Raw genomic sequence first — 22,214 nt, 5'->3', positions numbered from 1 at the left:
GGCTAGCTCAATAACTCTTTGTTTAATAAAGCTTCGCTCAAGGCTATTTATCCAAACAACACCTCGTTAGAAATTAGATCGACAAACACAATAATAATATTCAAAAGGAAAGGTTAACTATGAAAAACACCAAATTGGTAGGTGCAGTGGCACTGCTTGCTTCTCTAGTTTCAGGTCATGCATTAGCGGATTCGGAACAGAAAAAACTGACACTGATGTTGGATTGGTTTGTAAACCCGAACCACGGTCCAATTGTGATTGCTCAAGAGCGTGGTTACTTTGCTGACCAAGGTCTAGAGGTTGAAATCCAAGAGCCAGCCGACCCAAGCACGCCAGCAAAACTGGTTGCGGCAGGTAAGGTCGACTTAGCCGTCACCTACCAACCAAGCTTGACGATGGACGTGGCGGCAGGCTTGCCTCTGGTTCGTGCATCAACCCTTATTGCGACACCACTGAACACACTAATGGTGCTGGATAACGGCAAGAACGATTCATTAGCGGATCTGAAAGGCAAGAAGATCGGTATCGCGATTGCGGGTAATGAAGAAGCGACGATCGGTACTATACTGGCTCAGGAAAACGTTGCGTTTACAGATGTGCAAACCATCAATGTTGGGTGGGCTCTTTCGTCTTCACTGGCATCAGGAAAGGTAGATGCCATTTGGGGTGGCTTACGTAACTTCGAAACGAACCAACTAGCTCTTGAAGGGTTTAAAGCCAAAGCATTCTTCCCAGAAGAGCACGGTGTGCCAGCTTACGACGAGTTGATCTTTGTGGCCAACGCAAAGAAACACGACGACGAAGCAATCAAAGCATTCAACAAAGCACTCGAGCAAGCAACGACTTACATAGTGAACCACCCGCAAGACTCTTGGAGTGAGTTTGTGGCGTATTCGCCAGATACGTTAAACAACGAGCTAAACCAACGTGCATGGAACGACACATTGACTCGTTTTGCACTTCGCCCTTCTGCAGTAGATATGAAGCGTTACGATGATTACGCGCAGTTCATGTTCGACAAAGGCATTATTAAATCACTACCAAAAGCCGCTGATTACGTACCGACTTTTGACTAAGGAATCTCATGAAATACCAAGACTTAATCCAAGCCTGTCAGCAAGATTGGCAAGACTACACCGAGCATGATTTTGTTAAAACGCTGGCAAACGGCACTCTTGCTCAGCCGTGTTTTCTGCATTACTTGAAACAAGATTTTCTGTTTTTGAAACAGTATGCCCGTGCTTATGCATTGGCGATTTATAAGGCAAAAACACTAGCTGATATGCGCCGTGCTCTGCCAAGTGTTCATGCTCTATTGGATTCTGAAATCTCTCACCACGTGACTTACTGTGGTCAGTGGGGTTTAACGGAATCTGATTTAGAAAACGAACCTGAAGATTTCGGTACAGTGGCTTATACGCGCTATGTTTTAGACGTGGGTATGACGGGTGATCTTGTCGATCTTTATGCGGCACTGGCTCCGTGTTCAATTGGTTATGCTGTGATTGGTAAAGCGCTGTTAGAAAGCAGTGACACTGTTTTGGAAGGTAATCCATACGCAAGCTGGCTTCAGCTTTACGGTGGTGAAGAGTTCCAGTCTGGCGTGGCAACGGGTGCAGAGTATTTCAATCAGCTACTGGCTGAAATTGATATTAACAGCGAGCGCGGTCAGAACATCGTTCATATCTTCAAAACGGCAACGCGTATGGAAGTGGCTTTCTGGCAGCAAGGTCTAAATGCACTGAATGACTCAACAACGGCTTAAAGCAACTTTGACGAATAAGGATTACCCCATGCTAACTGAACAAATCATCCAATCGTTGCGCGCAGTACGAGAACAAAAACCACTGGTTGTGAACATCACCAACTATGTAGTGATGAACAACACAGCCAATGCGTTATTGGCGATTGGCGCTTCGCCTATCATGGCGCACTCACAACAAGAACTGGCTGAGATGATGTCTTTCTCTGGTGCTCTGGTTATTAACATCGGCACGTTAGACAGTGTTTGGACGCCAAGAATGCTTTTCGCGGTTGAACAAGCGAATGCGAACAACAAGGTGGTGGTTCTTGACCCTGTAGGTTGTGGCGCAAGCACACTGCGTACCGAGACCTCTCGTGAAATCGCACGTTTAGCAGATAAGTTGATCATTCGTGGTAACGCGTCTGAGATTATCGCATTAGCGGGCGATCAAGCACAGAGCAAAGGTGTGGATGCGCTTGATAGCAGCGATGCTGCGTTAGGTGCTGCACAGTGCTTAGTGGCTGAATACGGTGCAAATGTGGTGATATCTGGTGAGACAGATTACGTTGTCACCAAAGGCAGCGTGGTGACGTTAAACAATGGACACCAAATGATGCCGTATGTCACTGGCATGGGTTGTACCTTAACCGCATTGACAGGCGCATTTGCTGCAGTTGGTGATGAAAGCGGTTTAGCTGCAGCAGCGGTATTAGGCGTGGTTGGTGAAATTGCTGCTGAGAACTCTCGCGGCCCAGGTAGCTTGCAAATGAATTTGCTTGATGAGCTGTATCAGTTAGACGAAGAGACTCTGATTCAACGCTTGAAGATTCAGTAGGGCTAATCTAACTCTAAGGCACAAGTTAGAGTTAGATTAACTTAAAAAAGCCCCCAACACTTATGTGGAGGGGGCTTTTTATTATTGGTTTGGAACTGTGCCAGCTGTGTATAGACTGGCTGGTTAGGTTCTAAATCGGTTCACTTGGCTCTCTAGGTGATGAGCAACCTCGGTTAAGTCGCTCGCTGCACCTGAAATGCTGCTTACCGACTCTTGGTTGCTTTGAGCAATAGTGTTTGCACCTTGCGCGTTTTCACCCAGTGATTTGGTAAGACGATCCTGCTCATCAACCGACACCGCGATTTGGCTGTTGGCTTGGTTCAGATCTTGGATATGTTGATTAATCACATGTAAGTTCTGAGAAGCTTGCTGTGCTTGAGTTGAAGCATCTGAAACCGTGCTGTGGCTCTCTTTAATTGACTCTAACGCATCTTTAGCACCACGTTGTAGTGAGGTGATGAGCTCATCAATCTGGCTAGCAGAGTCTTGGGTGCGTTTAGCGAGCGTTCTTACTTCATCGGCTACGACGGCAAATCCACGACCTTGTTCGCCTGCTCGAGCGGCTTCAATTGCGGCATTCAGCGCGAGAAGGTTGGTCTGCTCAGATACCCCTTTTATTACTTCAAGAATGGCACCAATGTTCATCGACTCTTTGTGCAGGTCGGTCACTTTCTGGCTGCTGACCTGCATGCTTTCATCGGCGCTGCCAATTTCGTGCAGTGTCTTGTCTACTTCCTTGAGACCCATCGCGACATTCTCGGTCGCTTGGTTCGCGACTTGAGAGGCGTGGTTGGCACTTGAAGCTATCTCTGATGTGCTTGAAGCCAGTTGGTCAACCGCGGTAGAGATGTTCATCATTTCGCTGTTCAACTGTGTTGCGTTGGTCGAGCTGTTATTGGTCACTTGATTGAGTGATTCAGACATCTCGCCAATACGCACACTAGAGCGATTCACTTGACCTACAATATCGCGCAGAGATTCAATGGTGATCTCCATGTTAGTCAGCAGTTCACCAATCTCGTTTTTGCTCTCAATGTTTACTTCAACATTCAGGTTGCCTTGAGAAAGCTCATTGGTGATTTGTTTAACCTGTGCGATACCTTTGGTGATAGAACGAGTTACTAACACGGCGCTTGTCATGCCGATAACTAACGCGACCCCCGTTAGCAAGATGATGATCTGAATTGAACGCGTTTCACTGGCTTGCAGCTCTGGTGTTAGCGCTTGTTTCTGTTGTTCTAGAATGCTCTGAGCATCAGCCACAGCGATAGCCAAGCTATCACCAATCGAGGAAAGGGTAGCGGTTCTTTGAGTGTTCTCCAGCATCTGTTGGTGAACTTGTTCAAAGCCTTTCGCATACGCTTCACGTTGGTTAGAGAAATCTTCAATCAGTTCACTTTGATAAGGAGATGATTTCAGAGACTCAATATCACCCTCGATACCTGGTAGAGCGTACTCAAAGATATCTTTACCCGCTTCGTAGGTTTTGAGGTCGTTGTTGTTCGAGTAGCTAATCACCGCGATCTTAGCCGCGAGGAAGTTCTCCATAAGCATACCCGCGTACAAGCTCGCGTTTGGATCGTTGTTATTGTATGACTCATACAACAAGCTCTGCGCGGCTTTTAGCGCGTTAGTCTCTCTTTTTACCATCTCAACATTTACGAGCTGGTCAATCATTAGCTGGCTCTGCTTCATTGAGCCATAAGCAGTATCAAAGGCTGCAACACTGTCTTGAACCAGTTGTAAGCTTGATAGGCTGTCAGTGTTAGTGGTGGTTTCGATTAAGTTATTGAGCAGATCATCGATCGCCAATTTGCTTGATTGATAATTCGCTTCATATTGATCATCCAATGACTCTAAGTAACGTTCAGAGGCTAAACGCATCTGAAGAAAGTGCACTTGAATGTTGCCTGACTGAGTCGCCTTGTGGCTGAGTTCGCTGTATTGGCTAAAGCCGTTTGACAAGGTTTGAATGCCTTTGTAACTCACAAGGCCTGAAATGACGAAAAAGAGCAAGCAGATGGCAAACCCCAGCTTGATCTTAAGCGCTATAGAAAGGTGGCGCATAACTATCCCTATATTTACCTGATTCCTTCATTTTGGAGTATTCCATAAAACTGTGTATCGGGCATGCTCAAAGTGAATAGTTTGTGTAATAAGTAACGCTTTAGTTAAAAAGTTCAGATTTTTCGATATGCTTTCAACGAGTTGCGTATTTGAATTGCCCCATCTAATTTATGGATTTAAGTACTAACTCCCATGCATAGGATGTGATTTGTCGGTAAAATGACAGAAAATCAATTTTAGAAATCGACTTCAAAGGTATGCGATGAACCCTTATAAACTATATCTAGTGACTGACGACCAACAAGATTTAGAAACGCTTAAGTTCGTAGTTGAGCAAGCGGTTGCTGGTGGCGTCACTATGGTTCAAGTTAGAGAAAAACATGGGGACGTAAGAGCATTCATTGAGCGTGCAGAAGCCGTTAAATCGGTTTTAGCTGGAACGGGCGTGCCCTTGATCATTAATGATCGAGTCGATGTGGCATTGGCCGTTGATGCCGATGGTTTGCACTTGGGGCAATCGGATATGCCTGCCGTGTTAGCACGCAAGCTGATTGGTGCGGATAAGATTCTTGGGTTATCAATTGAAACTGAACAGCAGCTACAAGAAGCCGATAGCTTGCCGATTGATTACATTGGTCTTAGTGCACTGTTTGCGACACCGACCAAGACAAACCTTAAGAAACACTGGGGTTACGAAGGCATTCAAATGGCGTTAGAAACGACCAAGCTTCCGATTGTTGGGATTGGCGGTATCAACGAGTCGAACATCCCTCAGCTGACTGAAACGGGTATTCACGGCTTAGCGTTAGTATCTGCAATCTGTCACGCCGAAGATCCTAAAAAGGCGACGCAAGACTTGCTAAATCTGATGGGAGAGTGAGTTTGTGGTGGCTAGAAAACAAATGAAGCGAGTCATTTGTTTTCTAGTTAGCGCGTATGAAAGCGCTCAAGGGATCTTCAGCTGAAGATAGAACCTAACTTACTGAATACACAGAGCAATGGTGCCGATGATCATCAGAGCGATGGCTGCGTACCAACCGTATTGCGAGGTTTTATCGGCAACGAAAATCTTGATGTAATTGATTTCTTCATGTGCCATCGCAATAAAGTCGGTGTAGTTAATGGATAACTCACGACTTGTCTCTTTTAAGTCATTTTGTAATTTGTTGAAAGCCTCATCGATGAAGCCTTTTGTTTCCGAAGCTGACGGCGTTGCAGCCATCGTTAGGCTGTTCCAAACCGCCATACGCGATTCATATTCACTTTCACTGACACAATTAAGTACGCGTAAATCATACTCTCGTTTGTTACGCTCTTTACCCATTTTCTCAGGGCAAATGTTTCTTAAAACGTTCACGACAAATTTTCCAAAAGGTTCATTTAGATATAAAAAAGCACTCGAAGAGCACTCATAAACTGGGGTGAATTAAAGTCAAAAAGTGATCTATTTGAAGCGGTCATAAATGGCTGCGATGCAGAACACTCATGTGGGAGATTTGAAGTTAGGTCAGTTGTGTTAAAGAGCGATTTGGGTCTGTCTAAATTCGTTTGAAAAGACAAACCCGTTGGGATCGCAGTGTAGTTAGGTCACTTTGGGACATCAACTAGGGTGTTTTGTCCAGACGATAAAGATCTTTATCAGCAATAAAAATGGAAATGAGGTAGTGAAACGAAGGGAGGAGTAACGATTAAATTTCAAGAAATCACTTAATATCAGTGTATTGAGTTGTTTATCCTTGTCCCTATCTGAGTGGGCCAGGCTTTTAACTTCACTATTGAGTGTCACCAAATGGCAATTATGAATCTTAGTTGGTGGGTAATATGGCGTCAGATTTCAGAACACCACGACTAACTAAGAGAGTATTTTATGTTCAAGAAAACACTGATTGCCGCTTCTTTAGCAATGACAGCCGCGTATTCACTTGCCGCTCCTGCTCCCGTTCAACAAGCTGCACCAATCGCAGCTGAAACACCTCAAGTTGTTGTATTTAAGAACGTTAATGTTTTCAACGGAACTGAAAATAAGCTTTATAACAATCACTCGGTGGTGGTAACCGATAACAAGATCACAGCGATCACTAAAGGGGACGCGAATATACCAGCTAACGCTAAAGTGATTGATGGTGAAGGCCGTACATTAATGCCAGCATTAATTGATGCACACATGCACCTAACCATTCCAAAAGGCTTATTAGGTACGGATGATATGCGTTGGACAGAGATCGCTATTCACGGTCAAGAGTTCGCAGAAATGTATCTAGATATGGGCTTCGGTACCATTCGTGATGTCGGCGGTGCTGATGGCTCATGGACTGACATGGAGCGTGATGGTCGTTTGAAAGAAGTACCTCGTATTTATGCTGCAGGGGCCCCAATTGCGCCTGTCGGATCGCATGCTGATGTTGGTTTGCAGTCTCGCCGCCTAACCGATTCGCCGCAAAACTTAGAGATTCTCAATATCATGAGCAACGCCAACGGTGTTGATGAGATAAAAGAGCAAGCTCGATACAATTACCGCCAAGGGGCTCAATTTACTAAGGTATTTCAGTCTGGTGGCGTATCTTCGAAATTTGACCCATGGCAGTACAACTCTTACTTAGATGATGAAATGAAAGCAGCAGTCGCGATTGCAGAATCGTACGGCTCTTATGTTTCAACTCACGTCTATTCAGAGCAAGCGATGCATCAAGCTCTTGACCTAGGTGTTAAGTCTTTGGAGCATGGCTTCATGTTCAAGGCTGATATGGCAGAGAAGTTCAACAAAGAAGGGGCGTTCATTGCCACCAACCTTACTGCGTTTTCGCCAGATTTAGCGACTATTCCAGTAGTACAAGATCCTTTGATTCAGAAGAAGCTAGCATCAGCACAAGCGGCATTTGGTAGCTACCAAAAAGAGATGAAAGCAGCTGAAGATGCTGGGTTTGATCGTCGTGCGTTCAACGTAGACTGTGTCGGTGTGGCGGATACTTGTGCTAAACAGATTGCTCATGAGATTTGGTTGAACGCTGATATGTTCGGTAACTTCTCGGCGCTACGTGCTATGACGTCTACATCGGGTCGTATCTCGGCTGAGCTAATGCAACCTTGGATTGACCCATACTCAGACGCAAAACTGGGTGTGATTGAAGTAGGTGCATACGCGGATATCCTACTTATCGATGGTAACCCATTGGAAGACATTACCTTAGTTGGTGGTCGTGACACTTGGTTTGGTGAAGCGAACGATGCAAAGAAAGATGGTTCTCACCTTACTGAAATGGACCTAATCATGAAAGACGGCAAGATTTTTAAGAACACGCTTTAACAACGAGATGTTAGATTAACTTGTTGAAAGTCCGGTTAGTTAACCCACTCGGTTAATGAGCCGGACTTTTGTTTATGAGCTGGTTAACGAAGCGTATGAATAAATTTGACCAAGTAATTCAAATTGCCAACACTCAAGATAGTTTTCATGAATTAGAACGACTTATGAGTAAGAAGCAAGATAAGGACATTTCACTCGTTTCGCGCGAGAGCGTTGAGTTTTTCGCGTCGATGTTTAAAGAAATCGACGGCAAAACTTATGCGCTGTTACGTTCTGCGACCATACCGAGTGATATCCACACTGACGTTGAGTATCAGTATCTACCGGAATCCAGTCTTAAGAACTTCATGGATGTCTTATCCAAACATGTGTCGGATGATACTTTAGGTTGGCTATTTTTAAGAAGCTGTAAGGAAACTTATATACCTCGTTTTCTATCGGTAATTACTCAGCGAAATACAGTGAAAGAGGCGCTAGAGCAGTTTTGTACTGTACTCAAGAAAGAGTCGACAGGCGTCAATATCCACCTTGAAAATGCTGGTAACACATGGTGGCTGGTTCGGGAGAAATCAGGGTTAGATGAAACCTGGTTTAAATATGCTGAGATGTTCTCGGTGTTGTGTATCAGTGAGTTGCTCAGAGCTTTGAGTAACGATGAGTGGAAACCAGCAAGAATTGGTGTTCAAAGTCAGAATATCGAAGAGTTCAGTCAGTTGCCGTCTTTAGAGTTCGCTCAGTTCTTTATTGAAAGACCTGTTACAGCTGTCGAGATCCCAGAATCAGTGTTGTTATCTCCAGTTCGAATTTCAACGCCGATCAAAGCGTATACTCACCCACTGACAACACAAGAACTTGAGTCTCTGAGCTTCAGAGAACTATTTACGCTCGCCATTAAACCCTATTTGTCGATGGGTAAGCTACCTATCAAAATTGCAGCAGAAATATTGCGGATGAACGTCAGAACCTTGCAACGAAAACTCAGTGCAGAAAATATTGTCTACAAGCAATTCATTGAAGATCTGGTGTTTGAGCAGGTGTCCAAGCGCATTATTGAATCAAAAGAGTCGATCACAGACATAGCCAACCGTTTTGGGTATTCAGATGCCGCACACTTCACTCGCTCTTTCAAACGTGTTTTTGGTTGCTCGCCTTCAAAGTATCGAGCCAAACATAAAATACGTAAATAAACGTGCCACTCACACCGTTTGTCCAATGCTCATCCGATAGAGTTGAATAAAGTGCAATTCGTTACTAAGTTATTGAATATCAAGTTTGTAAATCATTTGTGTTTAAGACCAAAAGTCAGCGCATGCTGGGCTTTTTCGACGGTTTTCTAATTCCACTACGTTGGCTCTGTTTACCAATATCGGGGCTGTTTGCAAACATTGATGCAAGTGTCGCTAAATGGCAATTTTTTAAGGTGTAGATCATTAGAATCATCGAAAGGAATCAGATGAATGAGAGCATTATTAATGAACACAAAACTATCCGCAATTGGCCTTGCCGTTATGAGCTCTATGTTAGTAGCGCCTGTTATGGCAGCGAATTTTGATAGCCCGGATTCGGTAGAAAATACCATCGCACAACAAAAAGACCAGCAACTGGATTGGCGTGAAAAGCTTGCTGCGGATGGTTTTACCTTTGGCGCGGACTACTTTGCTTTAGGGTTAACCTCTGGGGATGGTGCTGGTGGTGATAGCGTTAATGCCTCATCAGGTGTCGCTCGACTCTATGGTTCATGGCACCTGCTAGGCAAAGGTACACCGAACTCAGGTAGCTTGGTGTGGAAGGTCGAGCATAGGCATGCTTATGGCGATACTGCGCCAAAAGACTATTCATTTGGACCTCTTGGTTACGTCGGGGCGATTGGTCCAGCATACAGCGACCAAGGTTTTCGAGTGACAGACTTGAACTGGAAGCAAAAAATAAATGACGGTAAAGGCACTATCGTTGTCGGTTGGCAAGATGTGACGAACTATGCCGATGTCTACGCTCTCGCAAGCCCTTGGTCTGGTTTTACAAACTTAGCATTCTCGACAGGCTCAGGAGCAATGGGACTGCCAGATGATGGTGTACTTGCTCTTTCTGCGGGTCATATGCTTGGCGAGAATTTTTATGTCGTTGGTGGTATCGCAGATGCAAATGGTCAGTCAGATGACATTTTTGATGGCTTTGATACCGCCTTTGGTAGCGATGCTTCTTACTTCACCACACTGGAGTTAGGTTGGACAGCTTCGCAAGAGCAGATCTACACCGATAACTTCCATGTGACTTTCTGGGATTTTGGTGATGATACTCGTCATAGTAATAGCTTATCTGCGGAAGGTGGCTCAGGCGTTAATTTCTCGTGGAGTCAGTTCACGAGTGACCAAGTGATGCCGTTTGTTCGCGGTGGGTTCTCTGAAGGGGATGTAGCCCTTTACGATAAATCGATTTCTGTTGGTATGGGTTACTTTGGATTAGGAAAGCCAACCAACAACTTAGGTGTGGCACTGAACTGGGCAGAAGTGAATGGTGATTCTTTTGCAGCTGATGCGAAAGCAATAAGCGGCAGCACAGAACAATGGACCGCTGAGATTTACTACAACATGCAGTTTGGTGACCACTTCCAAGTAACGCCTGACATTCAGTACATTAAAGATCCAGCGTTTTCAAGTGAAAGCAGCGCTTGGGTGTTTGGTGTTCGTGCGAGAATCTTTATCTAATTCCGCTACTTATTATCTTGTTTAGACCTAAAAAGTGAGCCCATGGTGGCTCACTTTTTTGTCTTCGGTTCTATTAAACCTTATCTAATCGAGTGCTGGGGCTTTTTCACCCTTCTGTGTGTCATCGAGTGCGAAGTAAATTTTAGACACAATCACTTCGGCAATCAGAATCGTAAATACCACAGCAAAGAAGGCGACCACGCCATTCCAAGGACCACTGAAATCGACTTTGTCACCAAATAGGATGTTGATCGCTTCTAGCATCACGAACTTTGAACCGACCAGAATGACATAGCTAGACAAGCCTCTGTAGATCTTAGGCGCAGTGCCCGGTTTCGACTTAAAGTAATCCGCCAGTTTATGCTCTAAGCCAATAGACAGTTTGAGCAACAGCTGTAGCAAAATCGCGGCAGCAAACGAGATGGTGAATGACTCGATATTGACGAAGTCCCAGTATTCATCAAAAAAATTAAGAACGGTTAAATCGACGAGTACCGCAAGGGTGTATCCGACAAAGAGTCGTTGGGGCGTATTAAATCCATATACTTTTTCAATATTGCTCATCTACTTCTTCCTGAGTAAAGGGTTATAAAAAACTTAGGAGATAAATACAGGTTATTCAAAAGTTTACTGCTCAGGATGCGAAACAGCTCTTAAAGTGTGCGTGGCGCATTATGGTAAGTATCCCGAGTGGGAATGATTCAATATGAGTTCTCGGAGAGTTCTCGACATGAGCCTACGATTTACACAGAGGTAGATATGATTATTCACTTTAGAATCCAAGACGTAGAAGAGCTTTGGGGATCAATAGATTTGGCAACACTCTTACAATTAGAACTGAGAGGGGTATCAAGCACACAATTAACTATCTGATTGAAATAGCGAAATTACCAATTACACTTGAAGCATAAGTTTGAATGGAGTCAACTTAATGCTTTCACCCCAGTCGCTATATCCCCCTTCTATTGCTTTACTCTTAACGGGCCTTATTTCTTGTTCCGCCTATGCATCCAACGAAGCGATTCAACATCGGCTAGAGAAGATCTTCGCCGTTTCTATTGCGCTTACTGACAGCGATGCCGTTTCAATTGGTTTTGTCGATTTTGACCCGAACTCGTTCATCAATCTAAACGACAATGGCTTTGGTTCTGATAAAACTATCGACACCCGGAGCCAAGTTAGCGTTGGTTCTATTCCTTATTCTTCCGTGGTTAAAACCGATGATCCTGACTTAGATTTGATTTGGTCGGTACGAGGGTCTTATGCGCTCTCTGAGCAAGATATTGAGATTTCATCTGAAGTTACATCGGACCGCAGAGTTAACCCCAATAAAGACTCAGTATTGGGTCTGTATGGCTTTTTCGGCGCTCAAAGCCATTTAAATCAACATTGGTCTATCGCGTATGGTTTGGGCACTCATTTACTCTACTACCGCAATAAATACGAATATAAAAACAGCTACTCTCAAGCCTTTCAATCTCAGTTCGATGGATACGCGTTGAATACTTCTGCATGGGCATTGATTGGCGAGCCGTCGGTCAAACTCAAATACCTACAGAAACAAGAGTGGGGAAGTTGGAATGTTTCATCAAGAGCACGTTATTTCTATGGTACTGGCTGGGGCGAAGCCAATGATGGCGATATCGGCAACCCTGAAGGTTTACGCTTTATCAATGAAATTGAATTAAGGCAAAATGTGGCATTAGATGCTTGGTCTTTAAAGAACCCTCAAATTCATTACAACTTTCGAAGAATCGATGTAGCAGGGGATCTCACTGATCCGCTTGATACGCACTATTACTATGAATTTGGCGCAGGGTTAGTCTTTGATGTGCCATACGACTCTTATTTCTTTGATAACTTTGGTGTTGGGATCAACTTTAACTACGGCAGTTCATTGAGTGGAGGTAGCTTGTTATTTTTGCTCAATAACTAGCATAAGTCGTTGAGTGCGCGGCTCAGCATCTAATTTGAATTCGTATGTGTCGTAAAATGGTAAATCTTGTTGGTAAAACTTAGTCATCATAGCGCTCTGTCCATCACCCGAGCACATTATGAACAAGTTAAGTTTTGATCGCAGAGCACCGTTTTACGTTGTCTCTGTGCTTGTCTTAAATACGTTAGTTAGCTTGTGGTTGCTGAGCATTGCTTCCACTGCAGCCATGGTTTTTTCCGTGTGCGCGCTGTTTCTCTTATGCACATTGAGCACAGCCCGCTTGTATCGACACGAAGTTAATCAAAGCCAGAACAGTCTGTCTGAGGCGATCATTGATGGCGTGGCTGGCTTTATTGTCCTCGATAGTCAATTGAGAATAATTCAGGTTAATCAGCAGTTTTCTCGAGTCTCTGGTTATGCGTTTGACCAGGTCGAAGCTCGTCCCATCTCTGATCTCTGTTTTATGAATAACAGCGGTCTGGTATCGACCATCGCTACTTCCCTTAAACAAAACCAAAGGTGGAAAGGGGAGTTGAGCGGTGTTAGCCGCCTTGGCGAGCATTTCACGGTTAACGTGGTGGTTGAAAAACTCTCGGAACTATTACCACATAACGAAAAGTACGTGGTCACGTTTACCGATATCAGCAAACGAAAGGTTTTAGAGCGTCGCTTAAGAGTGCTGGTGGAAACCGATTCACTAACTGGTTGTTGGAACCGACGCCGTTTCGATAGAGATTTGAACCACTATGCAAATCTCGCGGAGCGTTACGGCTATACACATTCTTGTTTGGCATTGATCGATTTAGATCATTTTAAAGCCATTAATGATAATCATGGTCATGACCAAGGTGACGCGGCACTTAAAGAGGTTGCAGAACTACTGAGAAACAATAGTCGTGAGACTGACATTGTGGCACGAGTGGGTGGTGAAGAGTTTGCCATCCTAATGCCAGAGACCAACCTGGCCGATGCGTTTGAAGCCATGTATCGATTGAAAGAAGTGATTACCAAAGGAACGACCTTGAACCTGACTGTGAGCAGTGGGGTGTCTGAAATACAGGCTCAAGCTGAAGCGACTTATCGCAGTGCAGATAGGGCGCTTTACCGTGCCAAAGGTAATGGCCGAAACCGAGTATGTAGTTCTAGCTCAGGCTACCCGACACCTATCGTTTTAGGGTAGCTGGATATAGTGTTACCACCATTCTCTTCCCTTTCTGGAGCAACTATCTTCAGGCTGGGAAGAGATTCTGGTAGGAAGGTTTCTAGCCAGAGATTGAGCGTTGATAAATTTTTGGCGTCAGTCCTGAAACGCGCTTAAAAGCACGTGAGAAATGCGAAATGTTGGTGTAACCCAATTGGCTAGAGATGTAGGTCAGGGTGTGGCCCTCTTCCATCAGCTCACAGGCTACGGAAAACATCAGGTTCTCTTTAATTTTTCGATAGGTCGTGTTTTCGTTTTTAAGCTTACGTTGAAAGGTTCTCACTGAGAAATTAAGCAGCTCTGCCGCCTCTTCAAGCGAGAGGTCTTGCTCTTTCATATAGGGTTGGAGCAGTTCATAAACGCTGTCGGTAAAACTGGTGTGCCATTCAACGATAGCAGGCTTATTACTTAAGTCTTTAGCTGTGAGGCGAATTGGCAGTTGTAGAATCTCATCTGGGATCATCACGGCGGTTGAACTGTGGTCGATGAACAACTGGCAATTGCTCGGAACCAAGGTTTTGACGATGTCGGTGTCATGCCCTTGCAAACGTAACTTGGTAGGTTGCCAAGGCGATTGAGATAAAATCGTGATCAGCTCAATGATGTAGGTGATGGCAAACACTTCGCCCCATTGGAACATAGATGAAGGCTCGTCTCGCGATGTTCGGCAAAACCAGCTCTGCCCGTGTTCGACGACGAAATCGACACTGCTGCCTGGTGAGTCATAAGCGAAGATCGTGTTGATGTGTTTTAGTGCGTCGCCAATGGTTTCGAACTCGGTAAATTGATGCAAGACATATGGGATGATTCTTCGTCTGAAAGCAAGACCAAGTACATCCGTAAAGCGGGATACCCCCAATTGTGATGACGTTAGATAAATCAATCGCTTGATCGACTCTGATGGCACAAAGTCACTTTCTGACTCTATCAGGTCCGGCGGCAGCCCCGAGTCTTCGAGTAGCTTGTGTAGATCTAGCCCATGGTCCGTGAATATTTGCACTAAGATCTTGGCGTAACTGGTTTGTATTACTGGTACTTGATAGGGGCTATTGGCCATGATCAATCAATCCTTGTGTATTGATACATAATTGGACGTGCATATCATTTACGACACTTTGTTTAGTAAATCTAACCCTAATTACTTGAGTTTTCCATGGTCAGGTTTATTTTTAAGGTATTAATTTTGTTGATTTTAGTTATTGAGAAGGGAGTCCCATGTCAGAAGTCGAAGGGAACAAGCAGGATGTAAAAGAAGAAAGCGCTCAGCCGGAACAGGGCAAAGATAAAGTGAGAAAGGTAACCAATTATCTGCTCGCTTTCGTCGCATTCACACTGTTGTTCAGCATCATTGCCGATCGAATTATTCCAATTACCGATAATGCTCGTGTTAAAGGTTACATTGTTCCTGTTAAGCCTGAGGTGTCAGGTAAAGTGTTGGACATTTTGGTTCAGCCCAATCAACTGGTTAATCAAGGTGACACGTTAGCCATTCTCGATGACTCTGATTATCGAATTGCGGTACAGCAAGCAGAGCAGAATCTTGAAATTGCAGGGCAAAATGTCGGTGCTCAAACCGCAAGTATTGCTTCTGCACAGGCTAAGCTCACTTCTGCTTTGGTTGAGAAACAAAATACTCAGCTGCAGGCCAAGCGTATCTTGGAGATGGCAGACAAAGGTGTGGTTTCCAAATCGGATGCAGACGAAGCTCGAGCGGCTTTGGCAACAGCACGAGCTAACGTGACCAATGCTGAAGCGGATTTGGAACGTGCTAAGCAACAAATGGGTAAACGGGGTGAAGAAAACAGCCAAGTGAAAGCAGCATTATTGGCGCTTGAACAAGCTCAGTTGAACCTTGAACGTACTGTTATCAAAGCGCCAACGCAAGGCGGTGTGTCTAACTTCAGCCTATCCGAAGGTTTCTATGCTTCCGCAGGTCAGGCGATCATGACGTTTGTGTCGACGGAAGACATCTGGATCGAAGCTTACTATCGAGAAAATAGCTTAGGTAATGTCACGGTTGGTGATGAAGTGGAAGTGGCTCTGGATTTTGCTCCGGGTCGAGTCGTGAAAGGTCGTGTAAGCAGTATCGATTGGGGTGTCGATTGGGGGCAAAACGATCAGGCAGGTAAGCTTGCTCAAGCGAGCCAACAAACAGGCTGGTTGCGTCAAACTCAAATGTTGCCAATTACTATCGAGTTTGAACGTGATGCGATGCAAGGTATGTTGCGTGTCGGTGGTCAGGCCGATGTCATTGTCTATAGCGGCGATAACTTTGTTTTCAACGCAATAGGTAAAGTTTGGATTCGAATTATAAGCGTATTGTCTTATGTCCGATAAGCCCGTACTCGACCAACAAACACAGCAACGGATCCTGCGGTATACCGTCGGGGTCACGTTGGCTGTCTTTTTGGCGGCATGGATCAACTGGCCACTTGCGTTCGTCGCACCGGTATTCACCGCTAAGTTTTTAATCGACAAACCTAATTTGCATAAAGAAACCGTTTACGAGCTTTTGTTGGCGGTGGTTACCACTATGGCGTTAGGTTTGTTGTTGTCTCGCGGTATTACGCATTATCCCATCCCTCTGTTGATATTGGTGGGTTTGATGATGCTGTGGGGCTATTACTTGTTTGTAGACCCTAAATGGAATCTGTTCGCTACCGTCTTATTAATTGCTGTATTGATGCTTCCATTCATGGCGATTGATAACCCAGGTGTTTCTGTGCTACTGGCATCAGGCTTGGCAACCTCGGGTGTGGTTTCAGTCATGATCTTTGCTTTGGTACATGTGTTTTTCCCTGAACCTAAGTCAGAGTTTTCCGGTTTTGCGGCAGCGCCACTTGATAAGAAGCAGCGTTGGTATGCGGCCTTTAGGGCGATGATTATCTCTTACCCTGTTGTGTGTTTTTTCTTTATTTTTCAAATCTCTGAAGCGTTACTGACAATGATGTTTATTGCATTGTTATCGTTAATGATTACGTCAGAGAAATCGATAAAGTTGAGTGCGTTTCTGGTGATCAGTAATGGTATTGGGGGCTTGTTAGCGATTGCGGCTTTCTCAATTCTTTCTATTGTTCCTAATATTGTCTTCTATTCTTTGTTTATTGGTTTGGTCGCCATTCTTATGGCGACCAAGATATATACCGTTCCAGAAAAAGCGCCGATTTTCGCGACTGCATTCAGTACTTTATTAGTGCTGGTCGGGAGCACATTGATGAGCTCAGGCGATATCGACAGCAACACATTTATACGCATATTCCAATTAGTGTTGATTGGAATTTATATGATTTTGGCTTCGCTCTTCCTTGAAACTAGGAATTGGAAGTTTTTACAAAACCAGACTTAATTTTTGCCCTAACAAGGACGTCCCATGAAGTTAACCGATGATTTTTCTAAACAGGCGATTGATGCCGCAATAAAGATTGCTGCCATTGCGATGCTAGTCTATTGGTGTTTTTCAATTCTACGCCCATTCATTCTATTGGTAGTGTGGGGTGCGATTATTGCGACTGCGCTTTATCCAGTAGCGGTGGCGATTTCAAATAAAACCGGAATGTCGAAAGGTAAAGCCAGCGCATTATTGAGCTTTATTGGCGTGTTGTTGCTGTTGATTCCTTTAGTCGCTCTTTCATCAGGCATCTACACCAGCGCATCCGACTTAATGACAGGGCTTCAGGACGGAACCTTGTCTCTGCCGAAACCAAAAGAGTCCATACAAGAGATCCCATTCATCGGTGAAAAAGTGTATGCCGCCTTGGTTCATGCCTCTTCAAATATTGAGGGGGTGTTTATTAAGTATGCGGAAGAACTTAAGGTATTTGCTACTAAAGCGGCTTCGATATTAGGTTCTCTTGGCGGTGGCTTTATTCAATTCATTATCTCGACCATTATCGCTGGCGCATTTATGAGTAATGCCGACAAATGTCAAACGGGTGTAACGCACTTAGTGGCTCGCTTAACGGATGGCAAAGGTGTTGAACTGGTGCAACTGTCTAAGACAACGGTACGCAGCGTAGTTCAAGGTGTGATAGGTGTTGCTGTCATTCAGTCTATTATGTCAGCAATTGGTCTAGTCATTGCGGGCGTACCTGCTGCCGCGTTATGGGCGCTGGCGGTATTGTTAATTGCAATTATTCAACTTCCACCGATTCTGGCTCTGTTACCTGCAATTATCTACATGTTCAGCGTTGAATCAACGTTGGCTGCTAGCTTGTTCTTGGTGTGGTGTATTCTGGTGAGTGGTAGTGACGCTATCTTGAAACCTGTACTACTGAGCCGCGGTTCTCATATTCCAATGCTGGTTATTTTATTGGGTGCACTTGGCGGAATGGCGATGTCAGGAATCGTCGGTTTGTTTGTTGGTGCCGTGATTCTGAGTTTGACCTACGAGTTAATGATGGCGTGGCTTGGGCTTGAAGATAAAAACCAACAAGAAGCTGAGGCAAAGCAAGCAGAGACCGAGGAGAAATAGATGAAGGCAGTCTCGAAAGACGACAACTTCTACTTCTTATTTTATGCACTGTTGGTGTTGTTTTTTGGTTGCGCGGTGATGCAGCAGTTTTATCCGCAAGGCCAAAAAACGATTCTATTTTTGATCATCATTACCTTAGCGGTTTCGATTGTCGGCATTCATAAAGAGCGTTCTTTGTATCGCTCCTGGTATGGGTTGTTGTTGATTACAGCGTCGGTGTCGGGTGTGTTTTCCTTCTTAGAAGGTTACAACTTGTCGATAGTGACATTATCGGCGCTAGCGGTATTTCTGTTTTCACATATTTACTCGGCTTTAAAGCAGGTAATACAAGCGAAAACCGTCACCCCCAATCACATCATAGGTTCCATTTGTATTTATTTGCTGTTGGGCTTCGCGTGGTCGACTATCTATCTGTTAATTTTAGAGATCTTCCCTAACGCATTTAATGGTTTAGAAGAACAAATTTGGCTAACGAACTTGTTTAATGCGATGTATTTCAGCTTTATCACTTTGACAACGGTAGGGTATGGAGACATTTCACCCGCTTTACCGATCGCTCAATTTTTTGTGTTTATGGAATCGATAATTGGTAGTTTTTACCTAGCTATTATGGTGGCAAGTTTAGTCAGTATTCGGCTGGCCCAGTCCCAATCAGATTAGAGCGTGTATAAAAAAGCCCGGTAATTGCTTAGCAATGCCGGGCTTTTTACTGCTTCTCAGAGATCAAACCTTATGATGCAGTCGCTTGTATTTTCTCTAATTCAGCAATAGTGGTTTGCGATACTAGCTGGCCGTCCATGTAGTAAGTCACGTTTTGACCCTCTTTGATACCAGTAAGTGTTGCGGTCTCACCACTGTTGTAAACGATGTCCATTTGGATAGTATTTTCATCGATCTTAATCATCTCACCAGTTTCAATCGTGCGGTTGTTTGAGATTGGACCTACAGGCGCTTCTTTGAGGCTTGGGTCCAGGTCATCGTTAACCTTGAAGTGAGTGTCTGTTTTGGTGTCAAATACGTGTGGTGCGCCACTGATAGGGTTTTTGCCTGTCCAGAATTCAAGAGAGTTGAATACCACATAATCGGCTGCTGTCGTAATACCGTACACAGGCGCTAATAGGAAGTTCACACCTGCACGAGCATAGCGGTTATCGACAACTTCAACGTTAAATTTCATCACTTTCCCTGTTACGGCGTTACTGCCGATACAACCAGTTAGCGCAGAAGCCAAAACCGTTAGTCCTACAATTTTAAGTGCAATCTTTTTCATTTTAGTACCTGTATAAGTTAGAAGTCTGTTTCGTTGGAACAGGTGTAGTATGGTTTTTATTCGAAGAACAGTTTTACCATTTAACGCCATCGATAATAAAAAGTGCTTATAAACTAGACATATAAAATGAGCTAAAAATCTAGACATAAAAAAAGCGCGACCTAAAAGGGCGCGCTTGATATTTGGAAAGGGAGCATTGAGATAATAACAATCGTTACTTCATGACATAGTTGTAAGTCTTCACTATAAGCCAGCGGAAAAATCGTAATAAAAGGGTGGTGGCTTTAAAGACAAACTTGGCAATTGAGACCGTTGCTTCGCCAGCAATGCTGACGCACTTGTGTAAATCGGATTCTTTGTACTCTGAATAGGTCATGGTTTTCTCTCATTTCTCGCTGTTGTTATGCTAGGTAAGTAACGACGCTCCTGTCTGGCTGTCTCCCCTAAGTGCGTAATGTACAAATATTCGTCAGAGTAAACTTACCATTTAATGCCATTTAGCTTAAAAATAAACCAAGTGAACGAGGGGGAAGGGAATTTAAGCGCACAACCCGGTTAACCCTGTGAAGTAACCGAAAAATCGCTGCCAATAATGGTATGATCGAGAGATAGCACCATGAGTTTTAAAGAAAAGGAAAGAGAATGACCCACCTTACAGAACAGCAAGAAGCTGCAATGGCGATGTTTAAGGAAAACTTACACCTTCCAAACGGTGGTTTTCATAAACTGATTATCGAGCTAAGTAAGGAGTTTCAGTTGCCTTTTCAAAAGGTGCGTACTGTTTTAAAAAACGCCCAGAAAGATATTGAACGCCAAATTCGTGAAGATTTTTCAAGCGTTGATGAGGGTGTGATTAGCCAAGCTAATTGGGTGAATATCATTCGCTTAAATCTGGTTGAGTTAGCTGAAGACAATCAAAGCGTGATAGAAAAGCTCAAGTTAAACCCTAAATATCAAAAGGTATTGGAAGCGACCAAGACTTCTATCGCAAGTGAAGATGAGCGTGATGAGCTGATTGAAGAGTTGATTCAGGCCTACGAAAAAGAGGTATTCAAACCTTTATTGGCTATGCTGCACACCACAAAGCTGTATTGGAAGTTAATGCTGGTAGATGAAACATGTAAGATGACTGAGGAAAATCGCGATAAGTTCAGCGATTACCCTCAACATATGCAAGCTGCAGAACATCTATATACGCTTGATCAAAAGTTAAGGTCTATGCCGTTAACGCAATGATAATGTGTCATTGGTGATTCAAGGTTCGATATTAATTGATTTCAAGAAGAGCGAGTTGAAATAGAAGTTGGTTTCATCAGAAGCGTCCATTTAAGGTAACGCTTTCAAATTCTACGCTTTTAATACAAGCGTCTATCCAATGAAAACACGATAACCTAGCTAGCGTAAGCCGCGAGTGAAATGCAAAAGGGCTAGGTTTCTATTTTGTTCCAGTTCTACTCTATTTTGTTCTGCTAGAGCGAATTGAGGGTGACATCTGTGGGAGTAACTGTGTTTCTTTCTATTGCCTGAGGGGAAAAGCTATAGGAGTGTGAAATGTCCTAGGGTGTTTCCGTTGCGCGAAACGATAGTTCCGATGCTGTCTCTTTCGTTAAATTCAAAGTCGATGAGATAACTGTTGTGTTGTAGCTTGGGCAATATGTGGCGGTGGAGTATATCGCTATTGAGCTGTCGAATCTCGGCGACCCATGAAAGTTGTTCTTTGTGTAAGTCTATTTTGATCTTGAGCATTTACTACCTTTTAGTTTATTGACTGATTTATCGCGTGATAGTTGGTACCAATGGATTTGTCGTGTTGTTCTTCGTGACATAACTTTGCCTTGTGTTTATTACATTTGTATTTAAGTGAACGATCTAATCTGGATTCGCATATAAGAAAGCGAACGACGGTAGATCGATAATTAGGATCGAATTTAAAAAGCTATTGAATGACTATCTAGGTGAAAGCTGACGCAGAGATGGTGTAACGAGGTATCGAGAACTGTCTTTGTGGAACTTGGACTTACTTTAGCATTAACAGCTCTATAGATTAGAGCCAGGTGGAGGACTATACGCCTAGTTTTTAAAATTACAACCCTATTTTCAATTAAATTTGAAAATAATTTTGTTTGAAATATCACCGTTATTTAGCAGGAAAGAGAGGAATGAGTAGGGACTTCCTTTTTCTTTAGCGGTGTCACTGCCTATGCTTTTTAAAGATAAGCTCTTCACAAGCACTTGCTGTCTTCTTATTTTGTCATTTTAAATTAACTTGCTGTTATATAACAGTTTTACATTGTAAATTTCTCTCCTTGTTCAGGCTAAAGGCGCGTGTTTTGTGACTCATAGTGATATCACTCGTTGAAATTTTCAGCCTTACCTACTTATCTACTTATCTACTTATCTACTTATCTTCCACTCTTTCCTCAATGTGATTGCTATTTGTCCTTTCTGTTCTTCAATGCTATTCAGCTATGTTCTTTTTGGATAGTGGCTTAGCAAAATATGAATAATCACTTTTACGTTTCTGAATAACAAAGTTGTTGTGTACCTAAATAACTGCAAATATAATTGATAATAATTCTCACTTGCGTTACAAGTTTGTTGTCAAATCAATGACAGACTTTAAATTATCGTTATTTAGCAGTTGTGTACGCCCCAGGCTCACCTATGAGTATTCTGACTTT

The 22,214-nt window shown here is 43.7% G+C and carries 20 protein-coding genes; 14 read left to right on the top strand and 6 right to left on the bottom strand.

Annotated elements, in window-relative coordinates; translation table 11 throughout:
• Positions 1–119 precede the first annotated feature (119 nt).
• From OH460_RS19000 to thiM, 3 genes are read left to right on the top strand one after another with little or no spacing between them, the layout of a single operon-like run.
• Complete coding sequence (locus OH460_RS19000; protein WP_269999154.1) at positions 120–1,076, top strand: ABC transporter substrate-binding protein; 957 nt, start codon at positions 120–122, stop codon at positions 1,074–1,076.
• 8 nt (positions 1,077–1,084) lie between these two features.
• Positions 1,085–1,765, top strand: coding sequence for a thiaminase II (tenA, locus tag OH460_RS18995; protein WP_269999153.1), 681 nt, complete (start codon positions 1,085–1,087; stop codon positions 1,763–1,765).
• A gap of 28 nt (positions 1,766–1,793) precedes the next feature.
• Positions 1,794–2,579, top strand: a complete 786-nt coding sequence (thiM, locus tag OH460_RS18990; RefSeq protein ID WP_269999152.1) for a hydroxyethylthiazole kinase — start codon at positions 1,794–1,796, stop codon at positions 2,577–2,579.
• 123 nt (positions 2,580–2,702) lie between these two features.
• Here the strand turns inward: thiM and OH460_RS18985 are convergent, their stop codons facing one another.
• On the bottom strand, positions 2,703–4,646 hold the full coding sequence (locus OH460_RS18985) for a methyl-accepting chemotaxis protein (RefSeq protein ID WP_239940302.1): 1,944 nt from the start codon (positions 4,644–4,646) through the stop codon (positions 2,703–2,705).
• A gap of 262 nt (positions 4,647–4,908) precedes the next feature.
• Between OH460_RS18985 and thiE the strand changes: the two genes are divergently transcribed.
• A complete protein-coding gene (gene thiE / locus OH460_RS18980) occupies positions 4,909–5,526 on the top strand; it encodes a thiamine phosphate synthase (protein WP_105058341.1) in 618 nt (205 codons plus the stop codon).
• Between the two features lie 99 nt (positions 5,527–5,625).
• Here the strand turns inward: thiE and OH460_RS18975 are convergent, their stop codons facing one another.
• Positions 5,626–5,970, bottom strand: coding sequence for a hypothetical protein (locus tag OH460_RS18975; protein ID WP_004738871.1), 345 nt, complete (start codon positions 5,968–5,970; stop codon positions 5,626–5,628).
• Positions 5,971–6,513: 543 nt separating this feature from the next.
• On the opposite strand from OH460_RS18975, the gene OH460_RS18970 reads away from it, so the two are divergent.
• The 3 genes from OH460_RS18970 to OH460_RS18960 all read left to right on the top strand — a co-directional run bounded on the left by OH460_RS18970 (position 6,514) and on the right by OH460_RS18960 (position 10,655).
• Positions 6,514–7,950 carry an amidohydrolase family protein gene (locus tag OH460_RS18970; protein ID WP_269999151.1) on the top strand — a complete coding sequence of 479 codons (1,437 nt, stop codon included), beginning with the start codon at positions 6,514–6,516 and terminating at the stop codon, positions 7,948–7,950.
• 74 nt (positions 7,951–8,024) lie between these two features.
• A complete protein-coding gene (locus tag OH460_RS18965; protein ID WP_269999150.1) occupies positions 8,025–9,137 on the top strand; it encodes a helix-turn-helix domain-containing protein in 1,113 nt (370 codons plus the stop codon).
• A gap of 285 nt (positions 9,138–9,422) precedes the next feature.
• The gene (locus OH460_RS18960) at positions 9,423–10,655 is read left to right on the top strand and encodes a carbohydrate porin (protein WP_443088689.1); all 1,233 of its coding nucleotides are present in this window, start codon (positions 9,423–9,425) and stop codon (positions 10,653–10,655) included.
• An 84-nt stretch (positions 10,656–10,739) separates the two neighbouring features.
• Here the strand turns inward: OH460_RS18960 and OH460_RS18955 are convergent, their stop codons facing one another.
• Complete coding sequence (locus OH460_RS18955; protein ID WP_269999149.1) at positions 10,740–11,219, bottom strand: hypothetical protein; 480 nt, start codon at positions 11,217–11,219, stop codon at positions 10,740–10,742.
• Positions 11,220–11,586: 367 nt separating this feature from the next.
• Here OH460_RS18955 and OH460_RS18950 point away from each other — a divergent pair, with 367 nt between their 5' ends.
• A complete protein-coding gene (locus tag OH460_RS18950; protein ID WP_269999148.1) occupies positions 11,587–12,591 on the top strand; it encodes a Solitary outer membrane autotransporter beta-barrel domain in 1,005 nt (334 codons plus the stop codon).
• Positions 12,592–12,709: 118 nt separating this feature from the next.
• Positions 12,710–13,771, top strand: coding sequence for a sensor domain-containing diguanylate cyclase (locus OH460_RS18945; RefSeq protein WP_269999147.1), 1,062 nt, complete (start codon positions 12,710–12,712; stop codon positions 13,769–13,771).
• 82 nt (positions 13,772–13,853) lie between these two features.
• Here OH460_RS18945 and OH460_RS18940 read toward each other — a convergent pair whose 3' ends face one another.
• Positions 13,854–14,849, bottom strand: coding sequence for a helix-turn-helix domain-containing protein (locus OH460_RS18940; protein WP_105058336.1), 996 nt, complete (start codon positions 14,847–14,849; stop codon positions 13,854–13,856).
• Between the two features lie 158 nt (positions 14,850–15,007).
• Here OH460_RS18940 and OH460_RS18935 point away from each other — a divergent pair, with 158 nt between their 5' ends.
• Genes OH460_RS18935 through OH460_RS18920 form a run of 4 tightly spaced genes read left to right on the top strand, consistent with a single transcriptional unit; the run spans position 15,008 to position 18,923 of the window.
• Positions 15,008–16,129 carry an HlyD family secretion protein gene (locus OH460_RS18935; protein ID WP_269999146.1) on the top strand — a complete coding sequence of 374 codons (1,122 nt, stop codon included), beginning with the start codon at positions 15,008–15,010 and terminating at the stop codon, positions 16,127–16,129.
• Positions 16,119–17,138, top strand: a complete 1,020-nt coding sequence (locus OH460_RS18930) for a DUF2955 domain-containing protein (protein WP_116871381.1) — start codon at positions 16,119–16,121, stop codon at positions 17,136–17,138. Before OH460_RS18935 ends, OH460_RS18930 begins: the two co-directional genes overlap by 11 nt.
• 24 nt (positions 17,139–17,162) lie before the next feature.
• Entirely contained in the window at positions 17,163–18,263 is a 1,101-nt protein-coding gene (locus OH460_RS18925; RefSeq protein WP_239937128.1) for an AI-2E family transporter, read from the top strand.
• On the top strand, positions 18,264–18,923 hold the full coding sequence (locus OH460_RS18920) for a potassium channel family protein (protein WP_061032322.1): 660 nt from the start codon (positions 18,264–18,266) through the stop codon (positions 18,921–18,923).
• A 70-nt stretch (positions 18,924–18,993) separates the two neighbouring features.
• Here the strand turns inward: OH460_RS18920 and OH460_RS18915 are convergent, their stop codons facing one another.
• Positions 18,994–19,533, bottom strand: a complete 540-nt coding sequence (locus OH460_RS18915) for a DUF3332 domain-containing protein (RefSeq protein WP_008216319.1) — start codon at positions 19,531–19,533, stop codon at positions 18,994–18,996.
• A gap of 642 nt (positions 19,534–20,175) precedes the next feature.
• On the opposite strand from OH460_RS18915, the gene OH460_RS18910 reads away from it, so the two are divergent.
• The gene (locus tag OH460_RS18910; protein WP_269999145.1) at positions 20,176–20,769 is read left to right on the top strand and encodes a hypothetical protein; all 594 of its coding nucleotides are present in this window, start codon (positions 20,176–20,178) and stop codon (positions 20,767–20,769) included.
• A gap of 300 nt (positions 20,770–21,069) precedes the next feature.
• Here OH460_RS18910 and OH460_RS18905 read toward each other — a convergent pair whose 3' ends face one another.
• Positions 21,070–21,279 (bottom strand): hypothetical protein, encoded by a 210-nt coding sequence (locus OH460_RS18905; RefSeq protein ID WP_008216316.1) that lies wholly within the window; start codon positions 21,277–21,279, stop codon positions 21,070–21,072.
• Between the last annotated feature and the right edge of the window lie 935 nt (positions 21,280–22,214).

Source organism: Vibrio sp. Makdt, assembly GCF_027587015.1.
Lineage (GTDB): Bacteria > Pseudomonadota > Gammaproteobacteria > Enterobacterales > Vibrionaceae > Vibrio > Vibrio chagasii_B.
Note: the sequence above shows the minus strand (reverse complement) of the source record. Positions and strands in the feature narration are given on the sequence as shown.

Coding starts and splice junctions, on each gene's coding strand:
- OH460_RS19000 (WP_269999154.1), top strand. CDS start 120: ATGAAAAACACCAAATTGGTAGGTGCAGTGGCACTGCTTGCTTCTCTA.
- tenA (WP_269999153.1), top strand. CDS start 1,085: ATGAAATACCAAGACTTAATCCAAGCCTGTCAGCAAGATTGGCAAGAC.
- thiM (WP_269999152.1), top strand. CDS start 1,794: ATGCTAACTGAACAAATCATCCAATCGTTGCGCGCAGTACGAGAACAA.
- OH460_RS18985 (WP_239940302.1), bottom strand. CDS start 4,646: ATGCGCCACCTTTCTATAGCGCTTAAGATCAAGCTGGGGTTTGCCATC.
- thiE (WP_105058341.1), top strand. CDS start 4,909: ATGAACCCTTATAAACTATATCTAGTGACTGACGACCAACAAGATTTA.
- OH460_RS18975 (WP_004738871.1), bottom strand. CDS start 5,970: ATGGGTAAAGAGCGTAACAAACGAGAGTATGATTTACGCGTACTTAAT.
- OH460_RS18970 (WP_269999151.1), top strand. CDS start 6,514: ATGTTCAAGAAAACACTGATTGCCGCTTCTTTAGCAATGACAGCCGCG.
- OH460_RS18965 (WP_269999150.1), top strand. CDS start 8,025: ATGAGCTGGTTAACGAAGCGTATGAATAAATTTGACCAAGTAATTCAA.
- OH460_RS18960 (WP_443088689.1), top strand. CDS start 9,423: ATGAACACAAAACTATCCGCAATTGGCCTTGCCGTTATGAGCTCTATG.
- OH460_RS18955 (WP_269999149.1), bottom strand. CDS start 11,219: ATGAGCAATATTGAAAAAGTATATGGATTTAATACGCCCCAACGACTC.
- OH460_RS18950 (WP_269999148.1), top strand. CDS start 11,587: ATGCTTTCACCCCAGTCGCTATATCCCCCTTCTATTGCTTTACTCTTA.
- OH460_RS18945 (WP_269999147.1), top strand. CDS start 12,710: ATGAACAAGTTAAGTTTTGATCGCAGAGCACCGTTTTACGTTGTCTCT.
- OH460_RS18940 (WP_105058336.1), bottom strand. CDS start 14,849: ATGGCCAATAGCCCCTATCAAGTACCAGTAATACAAACCAGTTACGCC.
- OH460_RS18935 (WP_269999146.1), top strand. CDS start 15,008: ATGTCAGAAGTCGAAGGGAACAAGCAGGATGTAAAAGAAGAAAGCGCT.
- OH460_RS18930 (WP_116871381.1), top strand. CDS start 16,119: ATGTCCGATAAGCCCGTACTCGACCAACAAACACAGCAACGGATCCTG.
- OH460_RS18925 (WP_239937128.1), top strand. CDS start 17,163: ATGAAGTTAACCGATGATTTTTCTAAACAGGCGATTGATGCCGCAATA.
- OH460_RS18920 (WP_061032322.1), top strand. CDS start 18,264: ATGAAGGCAGTCTCGAAAGACGACAACTTCTACTTCTTATTTTATGCA.
- OH460_RS18915 (WP_008216319.1), bottom strand. CDS start 19,533: ATGAAAAAGATTGCACTTAAAATTGTAGGACTAACGGTTTTGGCTTCT.
- OH460_RS18910 (WP_269999145.1), top strand. CDS start 20,176: ATGACCCACCTTACAGAACAGCAAGAAGCTGCAATGGCGATGTTTAAG.
- OH460_RS18905 (WP_008216316.1), bottom strand. CDS start 21,279: ATGCTCAAGATCAAAATAGACTTACACAAAGAACAACTTTCATGGGTC.